Origin of the sequence: Duodenibacillus massiliensis, assembly GCF_928721995.1 — a bacterium.
Lineage (GTDB): Bacteria > Pseudomonadota > Gammaproteobacteria > Burkholderiales > Burkholderiaceae_F > Duodenibacillus > Duodenibacillus massiliensis.
The window spans coordinates 1,122,379-1,143,754 of sequence record NZ_OV788642.1 but is presented as its reverse complement, the minus strand read 5'-3'; the positions used below and the strand labels follow the sequence as shown (position 1 = coordinate 1,143,754).

18 protein-coding genes and 2 tRNA genes are annotated in these 21,376 nt (G+C 58.5%); 3 read left to right on the top strand and 17 right to left on the bottom strand.

Annotated elements, in window-relative coordinates; all coding sequences use genetic code 11:
• Positions 1-26 precede the first annotated feature (26 nt).
• The 12 genes from napA to hemA all read right to left on the bottom strand — a co-directional run bounded on the left by napA (position 27) and on the right by hemA (position 11,830).
• Positions 27-2,753: a nitrate reductase catalytic subunit NapA gene (gene napA, locus NXF97_RS05195; RefSeq protein ID WP_274956693.1), complete on the bottom strand. Its 2,727-nt coding sequence runs from the start codon at positions 2,751-2,753 to the stop codon at positions 27-29.
• A 60-nt stretch (positions 2,754-2,813) separates the two neighbouring features.
• Positions 2,814-3,101 (bottom strand): chaperone NapD, encoded by a 288-nt coding sequence (locus NXF97_RS05190; RefSeq protein WP_074009680.1) that lies wholly within the window; start codon positions 3,099-3,101, stop codon positions 2,814-2,816.
• A gap of 263 nt (positions 3,102-3,364) precedes the next feature.
• The gene (locus NXF97_RS05185; RefSeq protein WP_274956692.1) at positions 3,365-4,711 is read right to left on the bottom strand and encodes an anaerobic C4-dicarboxylate transporter; all 1,347 of its coding nucleotides are present in this window, start codon (positions 4,709-4,711) and stop codon (positions 3,365-3,367) included.
• A gap of 324 nt (positions 4,712-5,035) precedes the next feature.
• The gene (locus NXF97_RS05180) at positions 5,036-5,443 is read right to left on the bottom strand and encodes a rhodanese-like domain-containing protein (RefSeq protein ID WP_274956691.1); all 408 of its coding nucleotides are present in this window, start codon (positions 5,441-5,443) and stop codon (positions 5,036-5,038) included.
• 267 nt (positions 5,444-5,710) lie between these two features.
• Positions 5,711-5,786, bottom strand: a tRNA-Thr gene (locus NXF97_RS05175).
• A 25-nt stretch (positions 5,787-5,811) separates the two neighbouring features.
• Positions 5,812-6,231 carry a stringent starvation protein B gene (locus tag NXF97_RS05170; RefSeq protein ID WP_274956690.1) on the bottom strand — a complete coding sequence of 140 codons (420 nt, stop codon included), beginning with the start codon at positions 6,229-6,231 and terminating at the stop codon, positions 5,812-5,814.
• A gap of 29 nt (positions 6,232-6,260) precedes the next feature.
• Positions 6,261-6,866, bottom strand: a complete 606-nt coding sequence (locus NXF97_RS05165) for a glutathione S-transferase N-terminal domain-containing protein (protein ID WP_022372914.1) — start codon at positions 6,864-6,866, stop codon at positions 6,261-6,263.
• Between the two features lie 164 nt (positions 6,867-7,030).
• On the bottom strand, positions 7,031-7,774 hold the full coding sequence (locus tag NXF97_RS05160) for a Nif3-like dinuclear metal center hexameric protein (RefSeq protein WP_274956689.1): 744 nt from the start codon (positions 7,772-7,774) through the stop codon (positions 7,031-7,033).
• Between the two features lie 35 nt (positions 7,775-7,809).
• Complete coding sequence (locus tag NXF97_RS05155; protein ID WP_022372912.1) at positions 7,810-8,454, bottom strand: nitroreductase family protein; 645 nt, start codon at positions 8,452-8,454, stop codon at positions 7,810-7,812.
• Positions 8,455-8,539: 85 nt separating this feature from the next.
• On the bottom strand, positions 8,540-9,358 hold the full coding sequence (gene prmC / locus NXF97_RS05150) for a peptide chain release factor N(5)-glutamine methyltransferase (protein ID WP_274956688.1): 819 nt from the start codon (positions 9,356-9,358) through the stop codon (positions 8,540-8,542).
• Positions 9,359-9,373: 15 nt separating this feature from the next.
• Positions 9,374-10,456 carry a peptide chain release factor 1 gene (gene prfA / locus NXF97_RS05145; RefSeq protein WP_274956687.1) on the bottom strand — a complete coding sequence of 361 codons (1,083 nt, stop codon included), beginning with the start codon at positions 10,454-10,456 and terminating at the stop codon, positions 9,374-9,376.
• Between the two features lie 84 nt (positions 10,457-10,540).
• Entirely contained in the window at positions 10,541-11,830 is a 1,290-nt protein-coding gene (gene hemA / locus NXF97_RS05140; protein WP_274956686.1) for a glutamyl-tRNA reductase, read from the bottom strand.
• Between the two features lie 266 nt (positions 11,831-12,096).
• Between hemA and NXF97_RS05135 the strand changes: the two genes are divergently transcribed.
• The 3 genes from NXF97_RS05135 (at position 12,097) to NXF97_RS05125 (ending at position 14,687) form a co-directional block, all read left to right on the top strand.
• A tRNA-Phe gene (locus tag NXF97_RS05135) sits at positions 12,097-12,172 on the top strand.
• Positions 12,173-12,272: 100 nt separating this feature from the next.
• Positions 12,273-13,445 (top strand): CynX/NimT family MFS transporter, encoded by a 1,173-nt coding sequence (locus NXF97_RS05130; RefSeq protein WP_274956685.1) that lies wholly within the window; start codon positions 12,273-12,275, stop codon positions 13,443-13,445.
• 99 nt (positions 13,446-13,544) lie between these two features.
• Positions 13,545-14,687, top strand: a complete 1,143-nt coding sequence (locus NXF97_RS05125; protein ID WP_274956684.1) for a 5-methyltetrahydropteroyltriglutamate--homocysteine S-methyltransferase — start codon at positions 13,545-13,547, stop codon at positions 14,685-14,687.
• 76 nt (positions 14,688-14,763) lie between these two features.
• Here the strand turns inward: NXF97_RS05125 and NXF97_RS05120 are convergent, their stop codons facing one another.
• The 5 genes from NXF97_RS05120 to NXF97_RS05100 are packed head-to-tail and all read right to left on the bottom strand — an operon-like array spanning position 14,764 to position 21,365.
• Entirely contained in the window at positions 14,764-15,762 is a 999-nt protein-coding gene (locus tag NXF97_RS05120) for an asparaginase (RefSeq protein WP_274956683.1), read from the bottom strand.
• A gap of 38 nt (positions 15,763-15,800) precedes the next feature.
• Entirely contained in the window at positions 15,801-16,631 is an 831-nt protein-coding gene (rsmA, locus tag NXF97_RS05115) for a 16S rRNA (adenine(1518)-N(6)/adenine(1519)-N(6))-dimethyltransferase RsmA (RefSeq protein ID WP_074009688.1), read from the bottom strand.
• 21 nt (positions 16,632-16,652) lie between these two features.
• Positions 16,653-17,621: a 4-hydroxythreonine-4-phosphate dehydrogenase PdxA gene (pdxA, locus tag NXF97_RS05110; protein WP_274956682.1), complete on the bottom strand. Its 969-nt coding sequence runs from the start codon at positions 17,619-17,621 to the stop codon at positions 16,653-16,655.
• 20 nt (positions 17,622-17,641) lie between these two features.
• Positions 17,642-19,024, bottom strand: coding sequence for a peptidylprolyl isomerase (locus tag NXF97_RS05105; RefSeq protein WP_274956681.1), 1,383 nt, complete (start codon positions 19,022-19,024; stop codon positions 17,642-17,644).
• Positions 19,008-21,365 (bottom strand): LPS-assembly protein LptD, encoded by a 2,358-nt coding sequence (locus NXF97_RS05100; protein ID WP_274956680.1) that lies wholly within the window; start codon positions 21,363-21,365, stop codon positions 19,008-19,010. Before NXF97_RS05100 ends, NXF97_RS05105 begins: the two co-directional genes overlap by 17 nt.
• Between the last annotated feature and the right edge of the window lie 11 nt (positions 21,366-21,376).

Below are 21,376 nucleotides of genomic sequence, written 5' to 3'. Positions count from 1 at the left end.
ATGCGCACGAACACCCGTTTTCCTCTTTACGCGCGCGTCACGTAAACCGCGGCCTTCTTGTAGTCGGGTTCGGCCGAGATCGGATCGGTGGCGTCGATGCAGAGCTTGTTGACCTGCACGGCTTCATCGAAGAACGCGAGCCACACCGTTCCCTTCGGGCACTTCCAGCGGCCCTGCGTTTCCACAAGCGCCTTAATCGAACCGCGGCGGCTTGTGATCTGCGCGAGGTCGTTGCGCTTTAAGTTACGGGCGGCGGCGTCAGAGGGGTTCATGTAAAGAACGGCTGAGGGCGCAGCGCGGTGCAGTTCCGGCACGCGGCGCGTCATCGAACCCGTGTGCCAGTGCTCAAGGATACGGCCCGTGCAGAGGTTGAGGTCGTACTTCGCATCGGGCACTTCCACCGGAGCCGCGTACGGACGGAAGAAGATCTTGGCGCGGCCCGGCAGCGGTTTCGGCGTCTTATCGGTGATGCCGTCGAGGTTACCCTGCGGAATCGCCTTCATGAGTTTGCCGTAGAACTCGAAGTCGCCGGTCTTCACAAACGGGTCGTACTTGGCGTTGAAGCGGTAAGCGGTTTCCTTGCCGTTAACAACAGGCCAGGTGAGACCGCGCACCTTCGGATCCATGTAGGTGTCAAAGTCCGCGAGGTCATGGCCGTCGCCCAGGGTGAACTGACGGTATTCGGCGAAAAGCGCTTTTTCCGGGAACCAGGTGACGCCCAAGGCTTCGGCGGTGCAGTTTCTCTCATTCGGGTACTTCGGATCAGGCCACGGGCAGTTCTTCACGGTCTTCATGCCGGCGTACAGCACGTCGTAGAGCGTGGCGTCCGGGCTGTACCCCATGGCCTTGGCGCCTTCGAGAACGTTCGGAAGCGTCTTCTTGCCCGCCTTTTGTTCCTTCCAGCATTCGCTGATTTTGAAGCGCTTGGCAAGCTCCATCATCATCCAGATGTCGCTTCGGGCTTCACCCGGCGGCAGTACCATCTGATGCCACCCCTGCGTGCGGCGTTCGGCGTTGCCGTAAAGGCCCCATTTTTCAAAGATCATCGCGACCGGCAGAATCAGGTCGGCGACCTTGGCAGAGAGGGTCGGATAGGCGTCTGCGACCACCACAAAGTTTTCGGGTTTGCGCGCGGCTTTGAGCCAGTGGTTCGAGTTCGGCGTGGACTGGAAGATATTGACGACCTGCGTCCACATAAAGTTGATCGAGCCGTCTTCAAGACCGCGCAGAAGGCCCATCACGGGTTTGCCCAAAACCGGGTTCAGGGTTCCTGCGGGCAGATTCCAGAGACCTTCGGTCTTCTTTTCATGCGCTTTGTTGCCGACGAGCATATCGGCAGGGAGCCGGTGCGAGAACGCACCCACTTCACGGGCCGAGCCGCAGGCAGAGGGCTGACCGGTGAGCGAAAATGCGCCGTTACCCGGGCGGGCCTGCTTGTTGGTGAGAAGATGCAGGGCGTAGATCTGTTCGTTTACCCACACACCGCGCACGTGCTGGTTCACACCCATGCACCAGAAGGAGAGGATGTCACGCTTCTTGTCGCAGAAGGTGTCGGCCAGATGCACGAGCTTTTTCTTGAAGGATTCGAGCGACTCGTCGGGATCGCCCTTGGCGAGTTTGGCGACGAAGTCCAAGGTATAGGGTTCAAGACCGCGCTTATATTCTTCAAAGGAGATGTGCCAGTGGCCGCCCGCGGGCTGCTTCTGCTCAACGACCTGACCGGCCTTGCGGCGCTGGCCGACGGCTTCTTCCGGGGTGAGCGTAATCTTGAGCTGCTTTGCCTGCGTGTCTTTTTCGGCTTCAAAGGCAAACTTCGAGGTGGGGCGCATGCCGTAGCCGATATCAACGGTACCCGTGGCAAAGACGCAGTGTTTCGTGATGAAGTCCTGGTCATAGGCCTTGCGGCGCACGATTTCGCGGGCAACGTAATTCAAAATCGCAAGATCGGTGTTGGGCTTAAAGACGATTTCGGTGTCGGCCATGTTCGAAGACATGTTCGACGCCGTCGTCAGATTGATGATGCGGGTGTCCTTGTGCGTGAGCTTGCGGTCCGTGACGCGGCTCCAGAGGACGGGGTGGGCTTCAGCCATGTTGTTGCCCCAGAGCACCATCGTGTCGCACTTTTCAATATCGGCGTAGATGTTGCTGGGTTCGTCAACGCCGAAGGTCTGATAAAAGCCCACAACGGCGGAAGCCATACAGAGGCGCGCATTCGGGTCAATGTTGTTGGAGCGGAACCCGGCCTTCATGAGTTTACTGGCGCAGTACGATTCCGGAATCGTGTACTGGCCGGAACCGACGATGGCGATGCCTTCCGGACCCTTTGCCTGGTAGGCGCGGCGCAGCTGTTTCTCCATTTCGTCGAGAGCCTCTTCCCAGCTCACCGGCTCAAAGCGCCCGTTCTTGTCGAATTTGCCGTTCTTCTTACGCATCAGGGGCTGCGTGAGGCGGTCCTTGCCGTAGAGAATCTTGGCGTTGAAGTAACCCTTAATGCAGTTAAGACCGCGGTTCACCGGGGCTTCGGGGTCACCCTTGGTGGCCACGACGCGGCCGTTGAGGGTGCCGACCTGCAGGCCGCAGCCCGTGCCGCAGAAGCGGCAGACGCCCTTTTGCCAGCGGATGCCGGCATCAGCCTCGGCCGCAGCCTGCGCGGCAACCGGCGTAATGGGAATACCGACGGTGGCGGCGGCACTGGCGGCAACACCCGCCTTCATAAGGTCTCGGCGGGATAAAGTCTGAGTATTCTCCTGCATAAGCTTCTCCTGAGGGGTAAATGGGATAAGGGCCGCATGTTGGGGCAGACGGCCCCTGCGTTAATCGAGTTCTTTGATGACCGCGGAGACGGGGAGCGCATCCTCGGCGCTCTCTTCATCGCTGCGGTGCACGATGAGACTCACGTCCGCAACACCCTCCATGGTGCGCAGACGCTGAAATTTGTCGGCTTCACCGTGCACACTGTCGTCTTCAATCACAACAACGATGCGGCCGGTGGCGGGGTCGGTCTGGTGTACTTCCGCTGTCTTTGAAGATTTGAGCGCGGCAAGTACGGCGTCCATGGCGCCCGGGGCGCATGTGACGACTAATCCGGAGTAGTAAGCCATTAGTAAGCCATAAGTATAGGGTCCTTTCACAAATCATAACCGCATAGCGTTATTACCTGTGTGAATAGTGAAGGTTTTTTGGCTGATATTTCGGGAAAATTTCGAATTTTGTGAGAGGTTGTTGTTTTTTCGTCAGACAACAAAAAACGGAGCCCGTAAGCTCCGTTTTTCGCCTCTTCCTGTTTCTGGCCGGGCATCTGTTTTAAAGAGCCCGGCCGGCGCGGAAAGCAGCGTCCTCTACCTTATTTTTTTATAGTTTTCTCTTAGATGTAGCCGTAGATCATACCCAGGACATAGCCCACAGCCGTGGCGGACAGAACGCCGATCAGGCCCGGGGCGATGAACGAGTGGTTGATCACGAACTTACCGATGTGGGTCGTACCGGAGCGGTCGAACGTCAGAGCGGCAAGGTCAGACGGATACGTCGGGAGAATGTAGTAGCCGTAGCAGGCGGAAGCCATGGCCACAATGATTCCCGGAGGCGTGCCGATGGCGATGGCAACCGGGGTCACCGTAGCAATAGCGGCAGCCTGAGAGTTCACGAGCTTGGAGACCAACAGCAGCACAGCGCCGTAAGCCCACGGATAAGCACGGACCCATTCAGTCAAACCGGCCTTCAACTGCGGCAGGTGGTTGGAGAACATCGTATCGGACATCCAGGCCACGCCGTAAACCGAGACGATGGCGACCATGCCGGCATTGAAGACGGAGGTCTTGCTGATCTTCTTGGCGTTGCAGAACATGACCATGAGGATACCGGCAAGAAGCATCATCATCTGAATGACAAGCGTCATCGACAGGCGCTTCTTACCAACCATCGGACGGAGTTCAGGCACAGAACCGAGGATAGCCACGACTGCCACGATGCCAAGGAAGATCCAGAGGCTCGCCCACTGCTTGCCGGTGAACTTGACACCGATCAGCGTGGTGGTTTCGCCGTAAACGTACTTCTTCTGTTCCGGATCAGCAATCAGAGCCTGGAACTTCTCATCCTTGTCCAGATCCTTGCCGCGGAACATCGAGAACGTACCCACGAGGAAAAGACCGACGATAGCCGACGGAATCACGACGGAGAAGAGCTGCACGAAGCCGAAGGGATGGCCGCCCACGGTCTGACCGTCGAGGAGAGCGATCAGCGAGACGGCAGCCACAGCGGCCGGCGAGCAGATCACGCCCATCTGAGCAGCAATCGTGGAAGCAGCCATCGGGCGTTCCGGACGAATGTTGTTCTTAATGGCAACGTCGTAAATAATCGGGAGCATCGTGTACACGACGTGGCCCGTACCGCAAAGAACGGTCAGGAACCAGCAGATGTACGGAGCGAGGTAGCACACGGCGCGCGGATGACGGCGCAGGGCTTTTTCTGCAATCTGCAGCAGGCAGTCAAGACCGCCCGCGGCCTGCAGGCAGGAGCTCGCGCACACCACGGCCATAATCGTGAGAATCACGTCGACCGGGGGCTTACCGGGTTTCAGACCGAAGCCGAAGACGAAGATCACCAGACCGATACCGCCCATCAGGCCGAGCGTCATACCGCCCTTCGGTGCTGCGTAGAACAAGCAGGCTAACAGAACAATCAGTTGTAGCCAGAAATCTAAGCCAATTTCCATTTTATTTCCTTTCCCCTAGGTAGTGAGGACAGTGTGCATTTTCGTCCATCTATGCCACGAAAGAGGTAAAACTTCCGAATTATTTGATCTGTGTCGAATTGTTAACTTTCTGTTTTAGGCAGAAGTGCGTAATTTTTCTTATGAGAAGGCTTGGCAGGGCGCTCTGACTGTGTCAGCCAGCCTTAATAAAGAGGTTTCGGATGTTACAAACGGGGACAGGAAAACCGGCGCCTGAATGTGGTGGCGGAAGGTGTAGGAGGGCTTAAAAAGGCGGAAAATCAGTGATCGGAAATGCCTCCTAAGAGGTATTCCCGAGAGTAAGGATTACCGTATGACTTCGTACGGCCAGTCAATGATGCCGCCGAAGTCGAGGATGTCCTTGTAGCCGTAGGAGGCAAGGGCGTCGGCCGCCTTGGCGCTTCTGACGCCGCTTCTGCAGTAGACGAAGTACTTCTTGTCCTTAGCGGCAAATTCAGCCGGGATTTTGCCCGCTTCAATCGCGTCAAGCGGAAGGTTTTTGGCGCCTGGAATATGGCCGCGGTCGTATTCCTCGGGCGTTCTCACGTCAAGGATTACGTAGTCTTTGGCCTCGGTCATCATCTGACGGGCGGTCTGAGCGGAAATAGTCTGAGGATTTTGAGGCATATCGGCAATACGCTGCGCAGAAGCAGGAGGCGAAATGAGCACGGAGAGCGCCAGGGCGCCCGCGGTGCAGAGTGTTTTAAGGGACATACGACTGAACCAAAAATAAGATGCCCCGCTCAAGGCGGGGCGGGACAGGCGGGCTTTCGCCCAGCACTGTAGGGCTCTCTCTTGCCGAAGGAAAAGCTCCCAAAATTACGCTCGCACGAAGCAGGGCTGTCATGCCGTCAATGTTATGTGAGACAGGTCAAAAAGAGAACGGGGAAGAATCGGTGTTTACCCGAAGCTCGGAATCCGATAGCTTTGGATCCGGAAAACAAAAAAGCACGCCGCAGAGGACGTGCTTTTTGGAATTTGTGGTGCCCCAAGTCTGACTCGAACAGACGACCTATCGCTTACAAGGCGATTGCTCTACCAACTGAGCTATTAGGGCGGGAGCGGGCGATTCTACCGAAAGTTCAGAGTTTGGTAAAGGTCGGAATGTCGTCGGTTTCGTCCTTGCGGAACTTGTCGGCGTTAAAGTCCTTGAGGCTTTCCACCGGGAAGTAACTTACGAGATCCGTGTTTTCTTTCGGATAGACCGCTGCGATGCGGTTCATCGGAATGCGGATGTTCTGCACCGACTCGCCGAAGCGCGCCTGAAAGGTCATCTCGTCACAGTCAATTCTCAGATTGTGGGTGGCCTCGGAGGAGACGCAGAAAACGATGGCGCCGTCGGAATTCACGAACTCCTTCGGACAGACCGTATCGTCGTCGACGTGCACGAGCATGTACGGGGTGTAACCCTCGTCTTCGTACCACTGCAGCAGGGCCTGAATCAGATAGCTCTTAAATTCAGAGTACTGAAGCGGGCGGATCAAAAGATCTTTGAGGTCCACGGTGCAATCTCCTCACTGAGGGCAGCCGGTTAACGGCGCATCACCTTTTCCGACGGCGTCATCGAATCGATGAAGGCCGGGCGGGCAAAAATGCTTTCGGCGTATTTCAGAAGCGGTGCCGCAGCCTTGGGCATTTCAATGCCGTAGTAGCCGAGGCGCCACAGCAGCGGAGCAAGCGTCACATCAAGCATTGTGAAGTCGTCGCCCATCAGGAACTTGTTCTTGGCGAGAACCGGAGAGAGCTGAATGAGCTGCTCCTTGATCTGGTTGCGGGCAATGCTCTTGCGTTTTTCCGTTTCATCGCGGTTTTCGAGCACTCGCACGAAGCTGAAGAGCTCGCGTTCAAACGTGTAGATGAAAAGGCGGGCGCGGGCACGCATGATCGGATCGGCGGGCATCAGTTGCGGATGCGGGAAGCGCTCGTCGATGTATTCATTAATGATGTTGGCCTGATAAAGCGTCAGGTCTCTTTCAACGAGAATCGGCACCTCACCGTACGGATTCATCGCATCGATTTCGGGCGGTTTGTTGTAGAGATCGACATCCTGAACTTCAAAGTCGCAGCCCTTTTCATAGAGAACGAAACGGCAGCGGTGAGAGAAGGGGCAGGTCGAGCCGGAAAAAAGAACCATCATCGGTGAAATACCTCGGATCGTTGAAAACTGACCGGACAAAGTTTATCGGGCCGGCATGCATTGGGCCGCCCGACAGATACGGCGAACTTTAAATTTTACCGAATTTGTAAAAATTCAGCTCAGAGTTTGCGCTAAATTTATGATTTTACGGGAAAACCAGTTCGTCAGATGGGGTTTTCAACGTCAATGAACCTGACGTCAAGGCCGCTTTCCTGCGACAAAATTTCACCCAGGGCGCGGATGCCGAAGCGCTCGGTGGCGTGGTGGCCGCAGGCAAAGTAGGTGATGCCTGCTTCCCGTGCGATGTGCGTGGTGCGCTCAGAGATTTCGCCTGAGATAAAGCAGTCGCAGCCCGCGTCAGCGGCCGCTTCAATCATGTCCTGTGCAGCCCCCGTGCACCAGGCAACGCGCCGGATGGTCTTATCCTGCGGTCCCACCACAAGCGGCGTGCGGGCAAGTTCCGCCGTGATTTTGACGGTAAGTTCAGGGACCGTGATGTCAGGGGTGGTGCCGAGCCGCCCGAGGTTGTCTTCCCCGAAGGAGCCCGTGCATTCAAATCCGAGGGCTTTGCCGATTAAGGCGTTGTTGCCGAAATTGGGCTGATCGTCCAGGGGCAGATGGTAGGCAACCAGATTGATGCCGCTTTCAATGAGGCGGCGCACGCGGGCGCCTTTGACGCCCACTATGCGGGGATCTTCCCGTTTCCAGAACCACCCGTGGTGCACGAGGATAGCCTGAGCGTTAAGTTCTGCCGCCCGGTCAATGAGTTCCAGGCAGGCCGTAACCCCGGTCACAACGCGTGTTACTTCCTCACTTCCCATGACCTGCAGGCCGTTGGGGGCGTAGTCATGGTAATTTTCAGGGTGTAAAAGCGCGTCGCACTGTCTGACGATGTCACGGATATGCATGGCGGAACTCTCACAAAACGGTCAAAAGATCGAGGTTAGAGGCGCGTGACGATGCGGTCAAGCGCAAGACGGGACTTCGGACGCTGGGCGTTACCGTCGTTGGGCGAGCGGTAGCCGAGCGTTACAACGGCAACGGAGCGCATGCCTTTTTCCCTGAGACCCAGAATTTCATCGAGCTTGGCAGTATCGAGTCCCTCAATGGGCGTGGAGTCAATGCCTTTTTCAGCAGCCGCAGCAAGCAGAAAACCCATCGCGATATAAGACTGGCGCGCGGTCCAGGCGTAGCTGCCGCCCGGGGCCTTGGCAAAAACCCCGGCAAAGTAGCGGCGGCCCTGATCCTGAACGGCCTTTGCCCCCGCGTTCGGGAATCGCCCGTCGGCTTCTTCCTTGGCAAGGACTTCCTCAAAGTCGGCATCGGTGATGGGGTCCTTTACCGCAAAGACGATCGTGTGGCTCGATTCGGTGACACGCGGACGGTTGAAGTCAAGAATCGCGGGCAGAATCTTTTCCTTGGCGGCGGCATTGTCCGCGACAAAGTAGCGCGTGGCCTGGGCGTTTACCGACGTGGGCGCAAGGCGCAGGACTTCGAGCAGGTCGGCAAAGTCGGCGTCAGAAACGCGCTTTGCGGGGTCGTAGTGCTTGGTGGTGTAACGGGTGCGTGCAACATCCAATAAAGACATGGTTTTCTCCCAATAAGAAATCATTTTGTCCGGAGAGTGTAGCGGGACGGTGATGACAATGCCGTCATCTTTGTTGCAGGCGGTATCAGCAGGAAAAGAGACCTTTCGTCACACGGTCGTTGCCGCCCAAATCCCTGACGGTAACAACAGCCGTGTAGCCGAGCGAAGCGAGGAGCTTTCGTGCGGCTTTTCCCTGATCGAACCCGTGCTCAAAAGCTAAAAGACCGCCGTCGGTGAGGTGGCGGCGTGCCTGATCCGCGATGACGCGGATGTCGTCCAATCCCTCGGGGCCTGAGGTTAAGGCGCCCGTCGGCTCAAAAGACAGGGCCGGCAGGTGGCTGTCGCCATCGGCAATGTACGGGGGATTTGAGGCGATGATGTCAAAGCGGGCTTCAGGCGCCACGGCGTCAAACCAGGAGCCTTCACGAAACGCAATACGCGCGCCAAGCCTTTGGGCGTTGCTGCGGGCCACAGTGAGGGCTTGGCTGCTGACGTCCGTTGCGGTGACGGTTAAAAGGGGATTTTCCAGTGCGAGCGTCACCGCAATGCAGCCGCTGCCGGTGCCGAGTTCCAAAACGGTTTTGGCCCGACCTTCGGCGGCATTTAAAACCGTTTCCACAAGCGTCTCGGTATCGGGCCTCGGAATCAGTACGGCGGGTGTTACCGTAAAGTCGCGTCCCCAGAAGGCCTGACGGCCCAGAATGTAGGGAATGGGTTTGCCGCGCGCAGCGTCGTCAAGCGCCGCCCTGTAACGTTCGCAGGCTTGCGCTTCGACCGTGCCGGCATTGTGCGCAATCAGGTATTCCACCGGCTTATGAAGGACGTGCGCCAATAAAAGCCGTGCCTCAGAGCGGGAGACTTTCCCGGCGGCGGCTCTTAAAAGTGCGTCAATCGTGCCCGGCATCTGTCAACCGCGGATTTAGTGTTCACCGAGCTGCGCAAGCTGCTCGGCCTGGTGTTCGGCGGTCAAAGCCGTAATGATTTCCTCAAGGTCACCGTCCATGATCGCATCGAGCTTATAAAGCGTGAGGTTGATGCGGTGGTCGGTCACGCGCCCCTGGGGATAGTTGTAGGTGCGGATGCGTTCGCTGCGGTCGCCGGACCCCACAAGACTCTTGCGGGTACTGGCCTGCTCAGCCTGCTGTTTGGCAACTTCCGCGGCGTACAGGCGCGACGCGAGCACGGCCATGGCGCGGTCTTTGTTCTGGCGCTGGCTACGTTCGTCCTGGCATTCCACGACTATGCCGGTGGGAAGGTGCGTGATACGCACGGCCGAGTCCGTTTTCTGCACGTGCTGGCCGCCCGCGCCCGAGGCGCGGTAGACGTCAATTCGAAGGTCGGCGGGATTGATTTCCACCTGCTGGACTTCGTCGAGCTCAGGGAGCACCGCAACCGTGCAGGCCGAGGTGTGAATGCGGCCCTGGGCTTCGGTGGCGGGCACGCGCTGCACGCGGTGGCCGCCGGACTCAAACTTAAGGCGGGAATAGGCGCCTTCGCCGATCACGCGGCAGATCACTTCCTTGTAGCCGCCCAAATCGCTTTCGTTTTTACTGACAATCTCAACCTGCCAGCCCTGACGTTCGGCGTAGCGCAGGTACATGCGCAGAAGGTCCCCGGCAAAAAGCGCGGATTCGTCACCACCGGTGCCCGCACGGATTTCCAGAAAGATGTTGCGGCTGTCGTTGGGGTCCTTGGGTAAGAGCAGCACTTCGAGGTCTTTTTCGAGGGCCTCGAGTTTTGCCTTGCAGGCCTTGATTTCTTCCTGCGCGGCATCGGAAAAAGACGGATCTTCGTTTGCCATTTCCTGCGCCGCCTCAATGTCGCCTTCGGTCTGCTCATAGGCGTGCATCTTGACCGTCACCGGTTCGATTTCGGCGCGTTCCTGCGAGAGCGCACGGAAGCGGTTCATGTCATCGGCGGCGTCGGGCGCAGCCAACATGGCGTCAATTTCTTCAAGGCGCCGGCACAGGCCGACGAGCTTGCTGCGCATGCTGTCTTTCATAATGGCCAAAAAATCCGATAAATCAGGGTGGAAAAAAGTGCAGCCCGCATTTTAAGCGGGCTGATCGGCAAAAGGCGGCAGCGGCTAAACCGTGCGCGGCCGGTAGAAGCGCCCGACGATGTTGGTGATGTGCTCTCGCTCAACGTCCGTGAGCCCTTCGGCGTTACGGATCAGAACCGTCGGATCGTGTATGAGCTTATGAGTGAGCGAGAGGGAAAGGTCGTCCAAAACCTTCGCGGTGTCTTTGCCGGCCGCAATTTCCTTAAGCGCCCGGTCAAGCTCCTGACGGCGGATAAAGTCCGCGCGTTCACGGATGCGGCTGATGGAAGGAACCACCGCGCGCATCGCAAGCCACCGGTTAAATTCTTCAACGGCCTTATTGATGTAGCTTTCGGCCTGAATAACGGCGGCCTGACGGCTTTCTTTGCCGGACTGCACCACGGCGCCCAATTCGTCCATCGTGTAGACGTAGACGTCGTCAAGGCGTGCGATCTCGGGTTCCACGTCGCGCGGTACCGCCAGATCAATGATGCAGATCGGACGGTGATTGCGTTTTTTCACGGCGCGCTCGATCATGCCGAGCCCGATGATGGGAAGCGCCGAGGCCGTGCACGACACAATGATGTCGTAGTCGGCGATCACCTCCGGCAGATCCTGCAGGCGCATGGCGGTGCCGTTATGGCGGGCGGCAAGCGCCTGGCCGCGCTCGATCGAGCGGTTGGCAACGGTGATCGCGGCGGGCTGTTGTGCGCCGAAGTGAGCGGCGCAGAGTTCAATCATTTCGCCTGCGCCCACGTAAAGGATGCGCTCCTTTTCAAGCGATCCGAAAAGGCGCATGGAAAGCCGGACGGCCGCTGCGGCAAGGCTCACCGAATTGGAGCCGATGGCGGTGTGCGAACGGACGTTTTTGGCGGTTGTGAATGCTTCCTGAAAGAGGTGATTGAGCATGAGCCCGAGGGTTTTGTTTTCCCGGGCGGCTGCAACGGCCTTTTTAAACTGTCCCACGATCTGGGTTTCACCGAGCACCATGGAGTCAATGCCGCAGACCACGCGGAAAATGTGGCGGGCGGCATCGCACTGCGTGTAGCGGTAAAGGTGCGGCTCAAGCTGCGCAAGCGACACCGCTTTGGTTTCGGCAATAAAGTGCGTGAGCGACTGAGCGGCCTTTTCTGCGTCTTCTGCAGCGCAGTAGATTTCGGTGCGGTTGCAGGTCGAAAGAATCATCGCTTCGGACAGAGCGCCCTCACCGCTGCCGGCGAGCCTGTCGCGCAGCGCATGAAGGCTGGGCCCGATTTCATCGGGGCCGAACGCAACGCGTTCACGCACCGTAAGCGGTGCTGTGGTGTGATTCAGGCCAAGACAAAGCAGCTGCATGAGTGTTCATCCGTGTTTTGTCTCCGCCGGCTGGGGTTCCGGCAGGCAAAACTTTATCGTTTTTTCCATGGAGCACGGATTATACGAGCGGAAACATTTGGAAAAACTTAAGAAATGCTCTGCGGATGTTAAGTTTTCGGATGCCATACGCAAAAGCCGAATCCCGAAGGCTTTCGGACCCTGTTCAAGAGAGCGGAGGCAAAAATGTTTTCTGCGGCACTTGCAAAACAGTTTAAGTCTCTGTATAGTTCCGAACTTCCTGAGGCGGCTAGGTAGCTCAGTCGGTAGAGCAGCGGACTGAAAATCCGCGTGTCGGCGGTTCGATTCCGTCCCTAGCCACCACGGATCTCTTTTTGAGACGTTGATGAGGCCTGCTGAAAAGCGGGCTTTTTTGTTATTCGGCTTCGGTAAGTTCCCGCCTCCCTCTTTTGGCCCAGCCTTTATGACCGACTCCCGCCGCTCCACAACATCAGCGCTTGCCCTGTGCACGCTTTTTCTGATGGCCTTTGCGATGCGGGGGCCCGTAACCTCCGTGGGGCCTGCGGCTGACGTTGTTTTGCGGGACTTCGGGCTTTCCTATCAGGCTTTCGGTGTCTTAAACGCCCTGCCGGTTCTCGCGTTCGGCCTTTTTTCGTTTCCCGCCGTGACGCTTTCTGAGCGCATCGGCATGCATAAGACGATTGCGGCGGCGTTGGGGCTGCTGCTTCTCGGCACGCTTTGCCGCGTCACCGAAAGCATGGCGCTTTTATTTGCGGGCACCGTGTTTGTGGGAGCCGGGATTGCCTTTTTAAACGTGCTTGTGCCGGTACTTTTAAAGGCGCAGGCGCCGGACAAGGCGGCGCGCGCGATGGGGCTTTACACCGTTGTGGTGGGGCTTTCAGGCACGATAGGCACGTGGACCTCGGCCCCTTTGGCGCACCTTGCGGATTCACACATTGCCGTGATGGCTGTGTGGCTGGCGTTCATTGTTCCGGCCCTTTGCCTGTGGCCGCGCGTCAAGACCGATGACGCCGCGAAAGCCGCGGCTGCCGACAAGGGCGGAATGGTAAGGCTCATTAAAACGGGTGCCGCCTGGGCCGTGATTCTCACGATGGGCATGCAGTCGCTTACCGTCTACACAACCTGCGCGTGGCTGCCGACGGCGCTCACCGAACGCGGTTTTACGACGTCGGCGGCGGGACTGGCGGTCGCCTTCTTTTTGTTCTGCAGTCTTCCGGGGAGCCTCTGGCTTGATGCGATTATCCGCAGGCTCGGGTCTTTAAAACGCACGGCGGTTTTAATGACCGTGATGTTTTTGGCCGGGATCGCCTGCTGGCAGGCCGGAGGCTGGTGGGTGTGGCCGGGCTGCTTTCTGGCCGGCATCCCCCAGGGCGGGATGTTTACCTTTGCGCTTATCGTGATGGCGATGAAAAGCCACGGCCCCGTGCAGATGGCGCAGATTTCTGCGGTGTCTCAGGGGGTGGGGTACCTCGCTGCCGGGCTCGGACCCTGGATTTTCAGTGTTCTTTACACGTATTCGGGCTTTTTTGCGGCCTCACTTTCGCTTGTTGCCGCGGTCCTTGTCTGGGGCATAGCGGCTCTGAGCGCTTCGGGACCGGCCCGCGTTTTCCGTTAAGCCTTTGCAGTATTACCGATGCGGCTTTGCGGGCGTGATGGCACAATCTCAGCCATCTTGTCCGGCCTTTTTCGTGCCGGACGCCCGATACACACAAAAATGGGAACCCGTAACATGAGCCGCATTAATCCTCCGTACCGTGCCGACGTGGTCGGCAGCTTCCTGCGAACCAACGCCGTCAAAAGAGCCCGCGCTGATTTTGCGGCCGGCGTCATCACCCGTGATGAACTCACGGCCGTGGAAGACCGTGAAATCGCCGATCTTGTGAGAAAAGAAAAGCAAAACGGTCTTGTGGCCGTCACCGACGGCGAGTTCCGCCGCTCCTTCTGGCACCTTGACTTCATTGCGGCTTTGTCCGGCATCAAGCACATCAAGGCCGAAGCTTGGTCCGTGCATTTTGAAGGAAAGCAGCCGAAGGCTGAGACCGTGGTGATTGACGGCCGCATCGGTTTTCCGGAAAATCATCCGTTTCTCGATGCCTTTGACCGCCTGAAGAAAATCGCCGGCACAACGCCCGTGAAGTACACGATTCCGTCGCCCTCGATGCTGCACCTGATCTGCTGCGTGCGTGCGACCGACTATCAGCCGATCGATATCTACCGGGACAACGAAGAGCGCCTGTTTGACGACATTGCGCAGGCCTGGACCGACGCGATGCTCGCTCTCTACGAGCGCGGCTGCCGGTATCTGCAGTTTGACGACACGAGCTGGGGGGAATTTTGCTCGGCTGAAAAGCGTAAGGCCTATGCCGACCGAGGCATCGACGTGGACCGCATCGGGCGCCTGTACGTGGCCTGCATCAATAAGATTCTCGACAAAAAGCCCGCGGATCTTACCGTCACGATGCACATCTGCCGCGGCAACTTCCGCTCGACCTGGTTCTCTTCCGGGGGCTACGAACCGGTGGCCGATATTCTCTTCTCGCACTGCCGTGTGGACGGCTTTTTCCTTGAATACGACACGGACCGCGCGGGGAGCTTTGAGCCGCTGCGCTTCATCAAGGACCAGACGGTGGTTCTGGGGCTTATCACCTCGAAGTTCCCGGTGCTTGAGGATAAGGAAGCCGTGAAGGCCCGCATTAAGGAAGCCACGAAGTACGTGCCCTTAAATCAGCTGGCGTTGTCGCCCCAGTGCGGCTTTTCTTCCACGGAAGAAGGCAACATCCTCACCGAGGAAGCCCAGTGGGCCAAGGTCCGCCTGGTGGTGGAAATTGCCAAAGAAGTTTGGCCTGATACGCTTTAAAGCAAAGGCGGCCGCAATGGCCGCCTGCAAGCTGCAGAGCCGGGTTTGCGCCCGGCTTTTTTGTGCGGTTTTTCGCTCAGTACTCACTGAAAAGCTCCGCCGCAACTTTGGCGTCGCGGCTCTCAAGGAGAATGAGCTGCAGCAGAATGCGAGCCTTTTGGGCTGAGAGCGTTCCCGCCGGAATAAATCCGGCCTTCTGCCACTTGGCAAGGCCTTCGGTGGTCATGCCGTCGCCGGTGCGGCTTGCCCGCACAATGAGAACCCCTTTTTCCGCGGCATCAAAAAGCCAGGGTTCGGAGGCTTCATGCACCGAGCCATTGCCGGTGCCGGCGTAAATAATGCCCCTGGCACCGGCTTCGACCGCGGCGCGGATTAAAACACCGTCGTCATCGGCGTGGCTTGTGAGGATATCCACGCGCGGCAGCGGTCCCGCAGGCACCGTAAAGTCGCTTCGCACGGTATGTTTTTTGACGGGCGTCTGCAGATATTCCACGTGGCTTCCGGCAATAAGGCCCAGGGCCCCGAAGTCGCCCCCGCCGAAGGCATCCGGATTGGTGGGGTGGCGTTTGGCGGCAAAGCGCGCGGAGTAGATGCGGTCGTTAAAGACGATTAAAACGCCTTTGCCGGCACTTTCCGGGGCTGCGGCCGCGCGCACGGCGTTATAGAGATTAAAGGGGCCGTCGGCACTCACGGCGGTGGCCGGGCGCATGGCGCCCGTAAAGACCACGGGCTTGGCGGTATGAAGCGTCAGATGCAGGAAAAACGCCGTCTCTTCCATCGTGTCCGTGCCGTGCGTGACGACAAAGCCGGCAACGTCGGGGTCAGAAGCGAGCGCCTCAATGCGTGAAGCCAGTTTGAGCCAGACGGCGGAGGTCATGGAACCCGAATCGATGTTGCTGATCTGTTCGGCTTCAATCCGGGCAATATCGGAAAGTGCCGGGACCGTTGCGAGGATATCGTCCACGCGGACTTTGTCGATACTGTAGCCCGTTACCTGTACGGCGGAGGCGCCGGAACTCACAATGGTGCCGCCGGTTGCAAGAACCACGATTTTGGGAAGTTGTCTGTCACTCACGGCACGCTCCTTTTGGGGTTTGAAGGAAAAAAGTCGGGTTATTCGTCGGAGGCTTGAGCGCCCTGAATAACGGGTTTGCGCTTCAGTTCAGAAGCCTTGTTGGCAAGGTTCACAAAGTGAATGAGCGGAAGCTTTTCGGCGCGCTCCTGGGGGTCCACGCCGGCCGCGCGGATTTCCTCTTCCGTTAAAAGGACTGAGAGCGCATTTCTGAGCGTTTTTCGGCGCTGTCCGAAGGCGTTGGCAACGACCGAAGAGAGCATGTCAAAGTCCACCGGGAGCACTTCTTCGGCTCTTCGCGGAATCATGCGCACGACGGAACTCACGACTTTGGGCGCGGGCGTAAAGGCGCCGGGCGGCACGTCAAAGAGCTTATGCATCTTGTAGCGCCACTGCAGCATTACCGAGAGTCTGCCGTAGGTTTTGGTGCCGGGAGCTGCCGTCATGCGGTCCACCACTTCGCGCTGCAGCATAAAGTGCTGGTCAATGACGCAGGAAGCCGCCTTCATGAGGTGAAAGAGCAGAGGCGAGGAGATGTTGTAGGGGAGGTTTCCGACAACGCGCATGCGCTTTTCGCCGGCTACGGCCGTCCAGTCAAGCGTGAGCGCATCGGCCTCAATGAGCGTGAGTTCACTTTCGGCAAACTGGGTTTTAAGCCAGGCAGCAAGGTCGCGGTCGATTTCCACGGCGTTCACATGTCCGGCGCCGCCCACGAGTTCACGGGTGAGCGCTGCCTGCCCCGGGCCGATTTCCACGATGAATTCCCCGGGCTGCGCGTCAACAGCGCGCGCAATTCTTGAAATCCAGTATTCGTCGTGCAGAAAATTCTGCCCGAAACGTTTGCGGGCGCGGTGTCCTTCCAGCATCTGCATGGCGTGTAACCTTTTAAAAAATCAAAACGAATAGTCGCCTGTGGCGTGGCGCACCATCTGACGCGCCAAATCGAGGGCCGCGGTCATGCTGCCGGTGTCGGCGATGTTTTTCCCGGCGATATCAAGGGCCGTTCCGTGATCGACCGAAGTGCGGATCCACGGCAGCCCCAGCGTCACGTTAATGCCGTGACCGAAGCCTTCGCGTTTCAGTACAGGCAGCCCCTGATCATGGTACATACAGAGAATTGCGTCGTAGTGTCTTTCGTGCTCGCGTACGAAAATGGTGTCCGCGGGCCAGGGCCCGGTGACGGAAAAACCTTTTTGCTGCGCGCGGCCGATGGCCGGGGAGATGACGTCAATCTCTTCGCGGCCCATGTGCCCGGATTCGCCTGCGTGGGGGTTTAATCCCGTCACCGCAATTTTGGGGCTGGAAATCCCGAAGCGCTCTCTGAGGTCGCGCACGAGAATGCCGATCACGTCGTCTAAAAGTTCCCCGGTGATGGCGGCAGGAACTTTTGCGAGCGGCAGGTGCGTTGTCGCAAGCGCTACGCGCAGGGCGTCCGCCTTTTCGCTTGACGTGAGCATCATCACAACGCGCTTGACGCGGCTTCTGCCGGCAAAAAACTCGGTGTGCCCGGTAAATTCAAGACCGGAATCGGAAATGATGCTTTTTTGCACGGGGCCGGTGGTGACCGCGCTGAAGGTCCCCGCTAACGCGCCGTCGCAGGCGCATTTCAGTGTCTCCACAACGTAGGGGGCATTGCGCACATCAAGCCTGCCCGGGACCACGGGGGCGGCAAGCGGGATATTGTGAAAACGGACGTTGGCGGGAAATGCTGAGGGAAGGCCGGCTTTTTCGGCCGTTTCCCTCAGAAACCGTTCGTCGCCGATCAGGGTGACGGGAAAGTCGGCGGCAAAAGCCGCCTTTACCGACACTTCCGGCCCGATGCCGGCGGGCTCTCCGGTGGTAACCGCAACGGGTGAAACCATAGGTCAGCCCTCCTTACGGCTTAAAGGTTGTCGCGGCGGATGTCAACGTAAGCCTTGTCGTGCAGCTCGCGCTGCCAGGTGGCAACGGCTTCGGCGAGTTTCTTTTCGCGCAGGGCCTGACGGGCAGCCAGACGTGAGCGCGTTGCGTCAGCAACCTGCGTGCGGCGTTCCACCACCTGGATGAGGTGGTAGCCGAAGGGCGAGCGAACCGGATCGGAAATCTCACCGGGCTTGAGGTTTTTCATCGCCGCTTCAAATTCCGGGACGGTGTCGCCGGGCAGGAGCCACCCGAGGTCACCGCCGCGCGTGGCGGAAGCATCCGCGGAATTTAAGCGGGCAAAGGTGGCGAAGTCAGCTTCACCCTTTTGCACGCGCTGCTTGATGTCGTTTAAGCGGCGCACCACCTGAGCTTCGGGCATCAGGTCCGAAGCAAACATCAGGATGTGACGCACGTGGGTCTGCTCAACCGGAGCACCCGCCAGTTTTGCCTTCACGCCGTCGCGTTCGCCGGCAAGCTTGATGATGTGAATGGAGCTGTCGCCTTCAATCAGTGTGCTGTAGCCGGTTTTTGCATTATTTTTGATGGCCTGCCAGAAAACGGAGGGCAGACGGGTGGAGTCGCGCCAGCCGAGGTCCCCGCCTTCCATCGCATCGGACGCCTTGGAATAGGCGGCAGCAAGCTTTGCAAAGTCCTCGCCCTTTTGCACGCGCTCAAGGATGTCTTCAGCAAGCGCCTTTACTTTGCGCCCTTCCTCGCTTTCAATGCCGTCGGCGGGCAGGGGCAGCAGGATATGCTCCACGCGGTATTCCATCGTGTCGCTGCCCGTAAAGCCCGCCTGTTCGGCGAGATACGCGTCCACTTCGCTTTCCGGAATGTTGATCTTGGAGTCAACTTCCCGCTCGCGCAGCCGCTGCTGCGTGATTTCATCGCGGATCTGGCTGCGGAAAGCAGACCAGGACACACCTTCGTCGCGCAGGCGGCTTCTGAGTTCGTCCGTGGTGAGCTTGTTGTTGCGGGCGATCTGTTCAATCGAAGCCGTCACCATCTGCTCGTCCACACGCACGCCGATTTCGCGCGCTCTCTGCTGCATGGCCTTTTCCGTGATGAGGCGGTCCAACACCTGCGCTCTGAGCTGCGGCATCGGCGGGAGCTCAATATTTTGGCGGCGCAGGTTGACGGCAACCTGACGCACGCGGTTTTGCAGTTCAAACTCGGTGATGACGTCGTTGTTGACCACCGCAACGATGCGGTCAAGCGGCCGGTAATTGGCGTCCGGATCGATCGTCACTTCCCCTGCGGTCACAGGTTCGGTCGTTTCGGTAATGGTCTGAGCCTGCAGGGCAAAGGTGCCCGTGAGGGCTGCGGCCACGGCCGCAAGGATCAGTTTACTGGTAATAGTCATAGGTTCCGACGGTTGAAGGAATAGGACTCTGCGTCTGGTAGCCGCGGATGCCGCGCGTGAGCGCTTCAAGCGGGCTGCTGCCGATGGAGCCTAAACCAGTCAGTTCGAGCTGTAAGTAAAAATTCGTTTCACGGGAGTCGTTGCTCGAGGTGTAGCGCTGTGCCACCGCGCGCACCGTCCAGCAGTCGGCGCGGTGTTCAAAGCCCACAAGGCTTTCGATGAACTTGCCGTGATCAAAGGAGTAGTTCTGGCGCGTGAGAATATACCAGCGCTCCGATAAGGGCCACTGCATCGAGAAATCGACCTGGCGGATGTACTTGTCCTCGTCGTACCCGTCATGGTTGTACTGAATGCGGTTGTAGCGGCCTGCGAGAAGGTCGTTGTAGCTTGCGCGGTTGTAGCGGTAGTAAAGCCCCATCACCGACATGGGTTTGGGCTGCCAGCGCACGCCCGCGTTGGCGCGTTCAAGCTTACTTCTGTCGTAGGAGTACTGCGCGTAGGCACTTGCATTGATGTTGCGCGTAAGGCGCGCTCCAACGGTTGCGAGAAGGTCGCCCTTACTGTCGTCCATTCGGATGCGCGTGCCGTCAATTGCGGTGCGCTGATCGTTAAAGTAGTAGCGCTGCCCGAGGCCCGCCTTAAACCACTCGAGACCTGTTTCCGAATCAATAAAGCGCGTTGTGACGGCGGCGGAGACCTGATTGGTTTCGCCCACACGGTCCCAGCCCGCATATTCGTTGGCGTTAAAAAGCTGGGCAAAGCCGGCGTCAATCACGTCCGTGTCAAAAAGCGGAATCTCGCTTTGGTCGCGCTCGGGAATGTAGGCGTAAAAGAGCCGGGGCTCCAGGGTCTGCACCGTGTCGCGTCCGAAAAGCGACATGTTCTTTTCAAAAATAAGGCCCGAATCCACCGAAAACACCGGAACCGTGCGCGAGATGCTGGTTTCGCCGAACTCGCGGCTGTAGGGCGTGTCAAGCGAATACCAGGTGCCGATGAGTTCGGCCTGCGGCTTAATGAACCAGCCGGCTCCATGCAGCGGATAGGCAATCTTCTGGCTTACCACAAGGCGGTCACCGTCGGAGAAGTGCTCCACATCGTTGTTGTTGTACCAGCGGTTGCCTAGAACATGCTTAAAACGCGTGGCGTCAAGGGTTGTCGTGAGTTCAAACCCGGCGGCGTCAGAAAGGTAGGCGTTCCATGTGAGCTGCGGGACGCGCTCGTAGGGGCGGTCGTAGGCGAGAATCTCAAGGGCCTGATGCTGATTGACTCTGAGTGCGGCGTTCCACCAGCTCCCCGAATAGGTGAGCCAATAGTCCTGCGCGAGAAGATCTTCGGTTGCGGAGCGGATGCCGCCCGCGAAGTCATCGGGATAGTCCTTGTCGCTCACACGGTTGTAGTTCACGCCGTAGGTAAAGCCCTGCCAGGCGCCGCGCACGTCGGCGGTGATGCCCCAGCGCTTTTCATCGCGCTCACGGTCCTGCGGCATGTATTCGCCCGCGAGGGTTCCTTCGACAAAGCGCTGTTTAAACCGCACCTCAGAACCCAGCCCCACGCCGCGCTTACTCATCACCCGCGGCGTGAGCGTGAGGTCGTAATTGGGCGCGATATTAAAGTAGTAGGGCAGTGAGAGGTCAAGCCCGCGGGAGGAACTCATGCCGAGCGTGGGCGTCAAAAGTCCGCTTTTGCGCTCCTGCGTCATGGGAAAGGAAAACCAGGGGGTGCCCAGAACCGGAATGCCCCCCAGGTGGAGCACGGCGCCCGTGCCGGTACCCTGCTGGGCATATTCATCCAGACTCACCTCGTTCATCGTGATCCACCAGCTGTCGTCGCCCTTGGGACAGGTGGTAAGAAGCACGTCCGTGAGTTCGGTGATGTCGTCGGTCTTAAGCCGGATGCAGCCGGCTTCGGCTCTTAAGCGCCTCGGGGCATATTCGTACTCGGCGTTTTGGGCTTCCCCGGTTTCGTTGTCGAGCTGATAGGTGAGTTTCGGGGCTTTGACGCTCGAACCCTTGCGGGCAACGAGCGCGTTACCTTCGGCCGCGACTTCACCGGTAGCCTGCGTGTAGGTGATGCGGTCGGCTTTGACGACACTGCCGGCGTGGCGCACCTCGGCGTTGCCGGACAAAACGAGCTCGGTCTGAGGCGACCCTTCAATCACTTCGGCCGAGACAATGCTTGCGCCTTTTTCTAAAAGCGCGGCGTCGTCATTGAGACGGCTTTCAGACTCAAGCGCGAGTTTCTCGCCGGAGACGTCCTGTGCGTAAAGGCAGGGTGCGGCAAGTGCGCACGAAACGGCGGCGGCAAGCGTCAGAAAACGCGGATGCGAAGTATTCCGGGGCATGAGGCTTTATA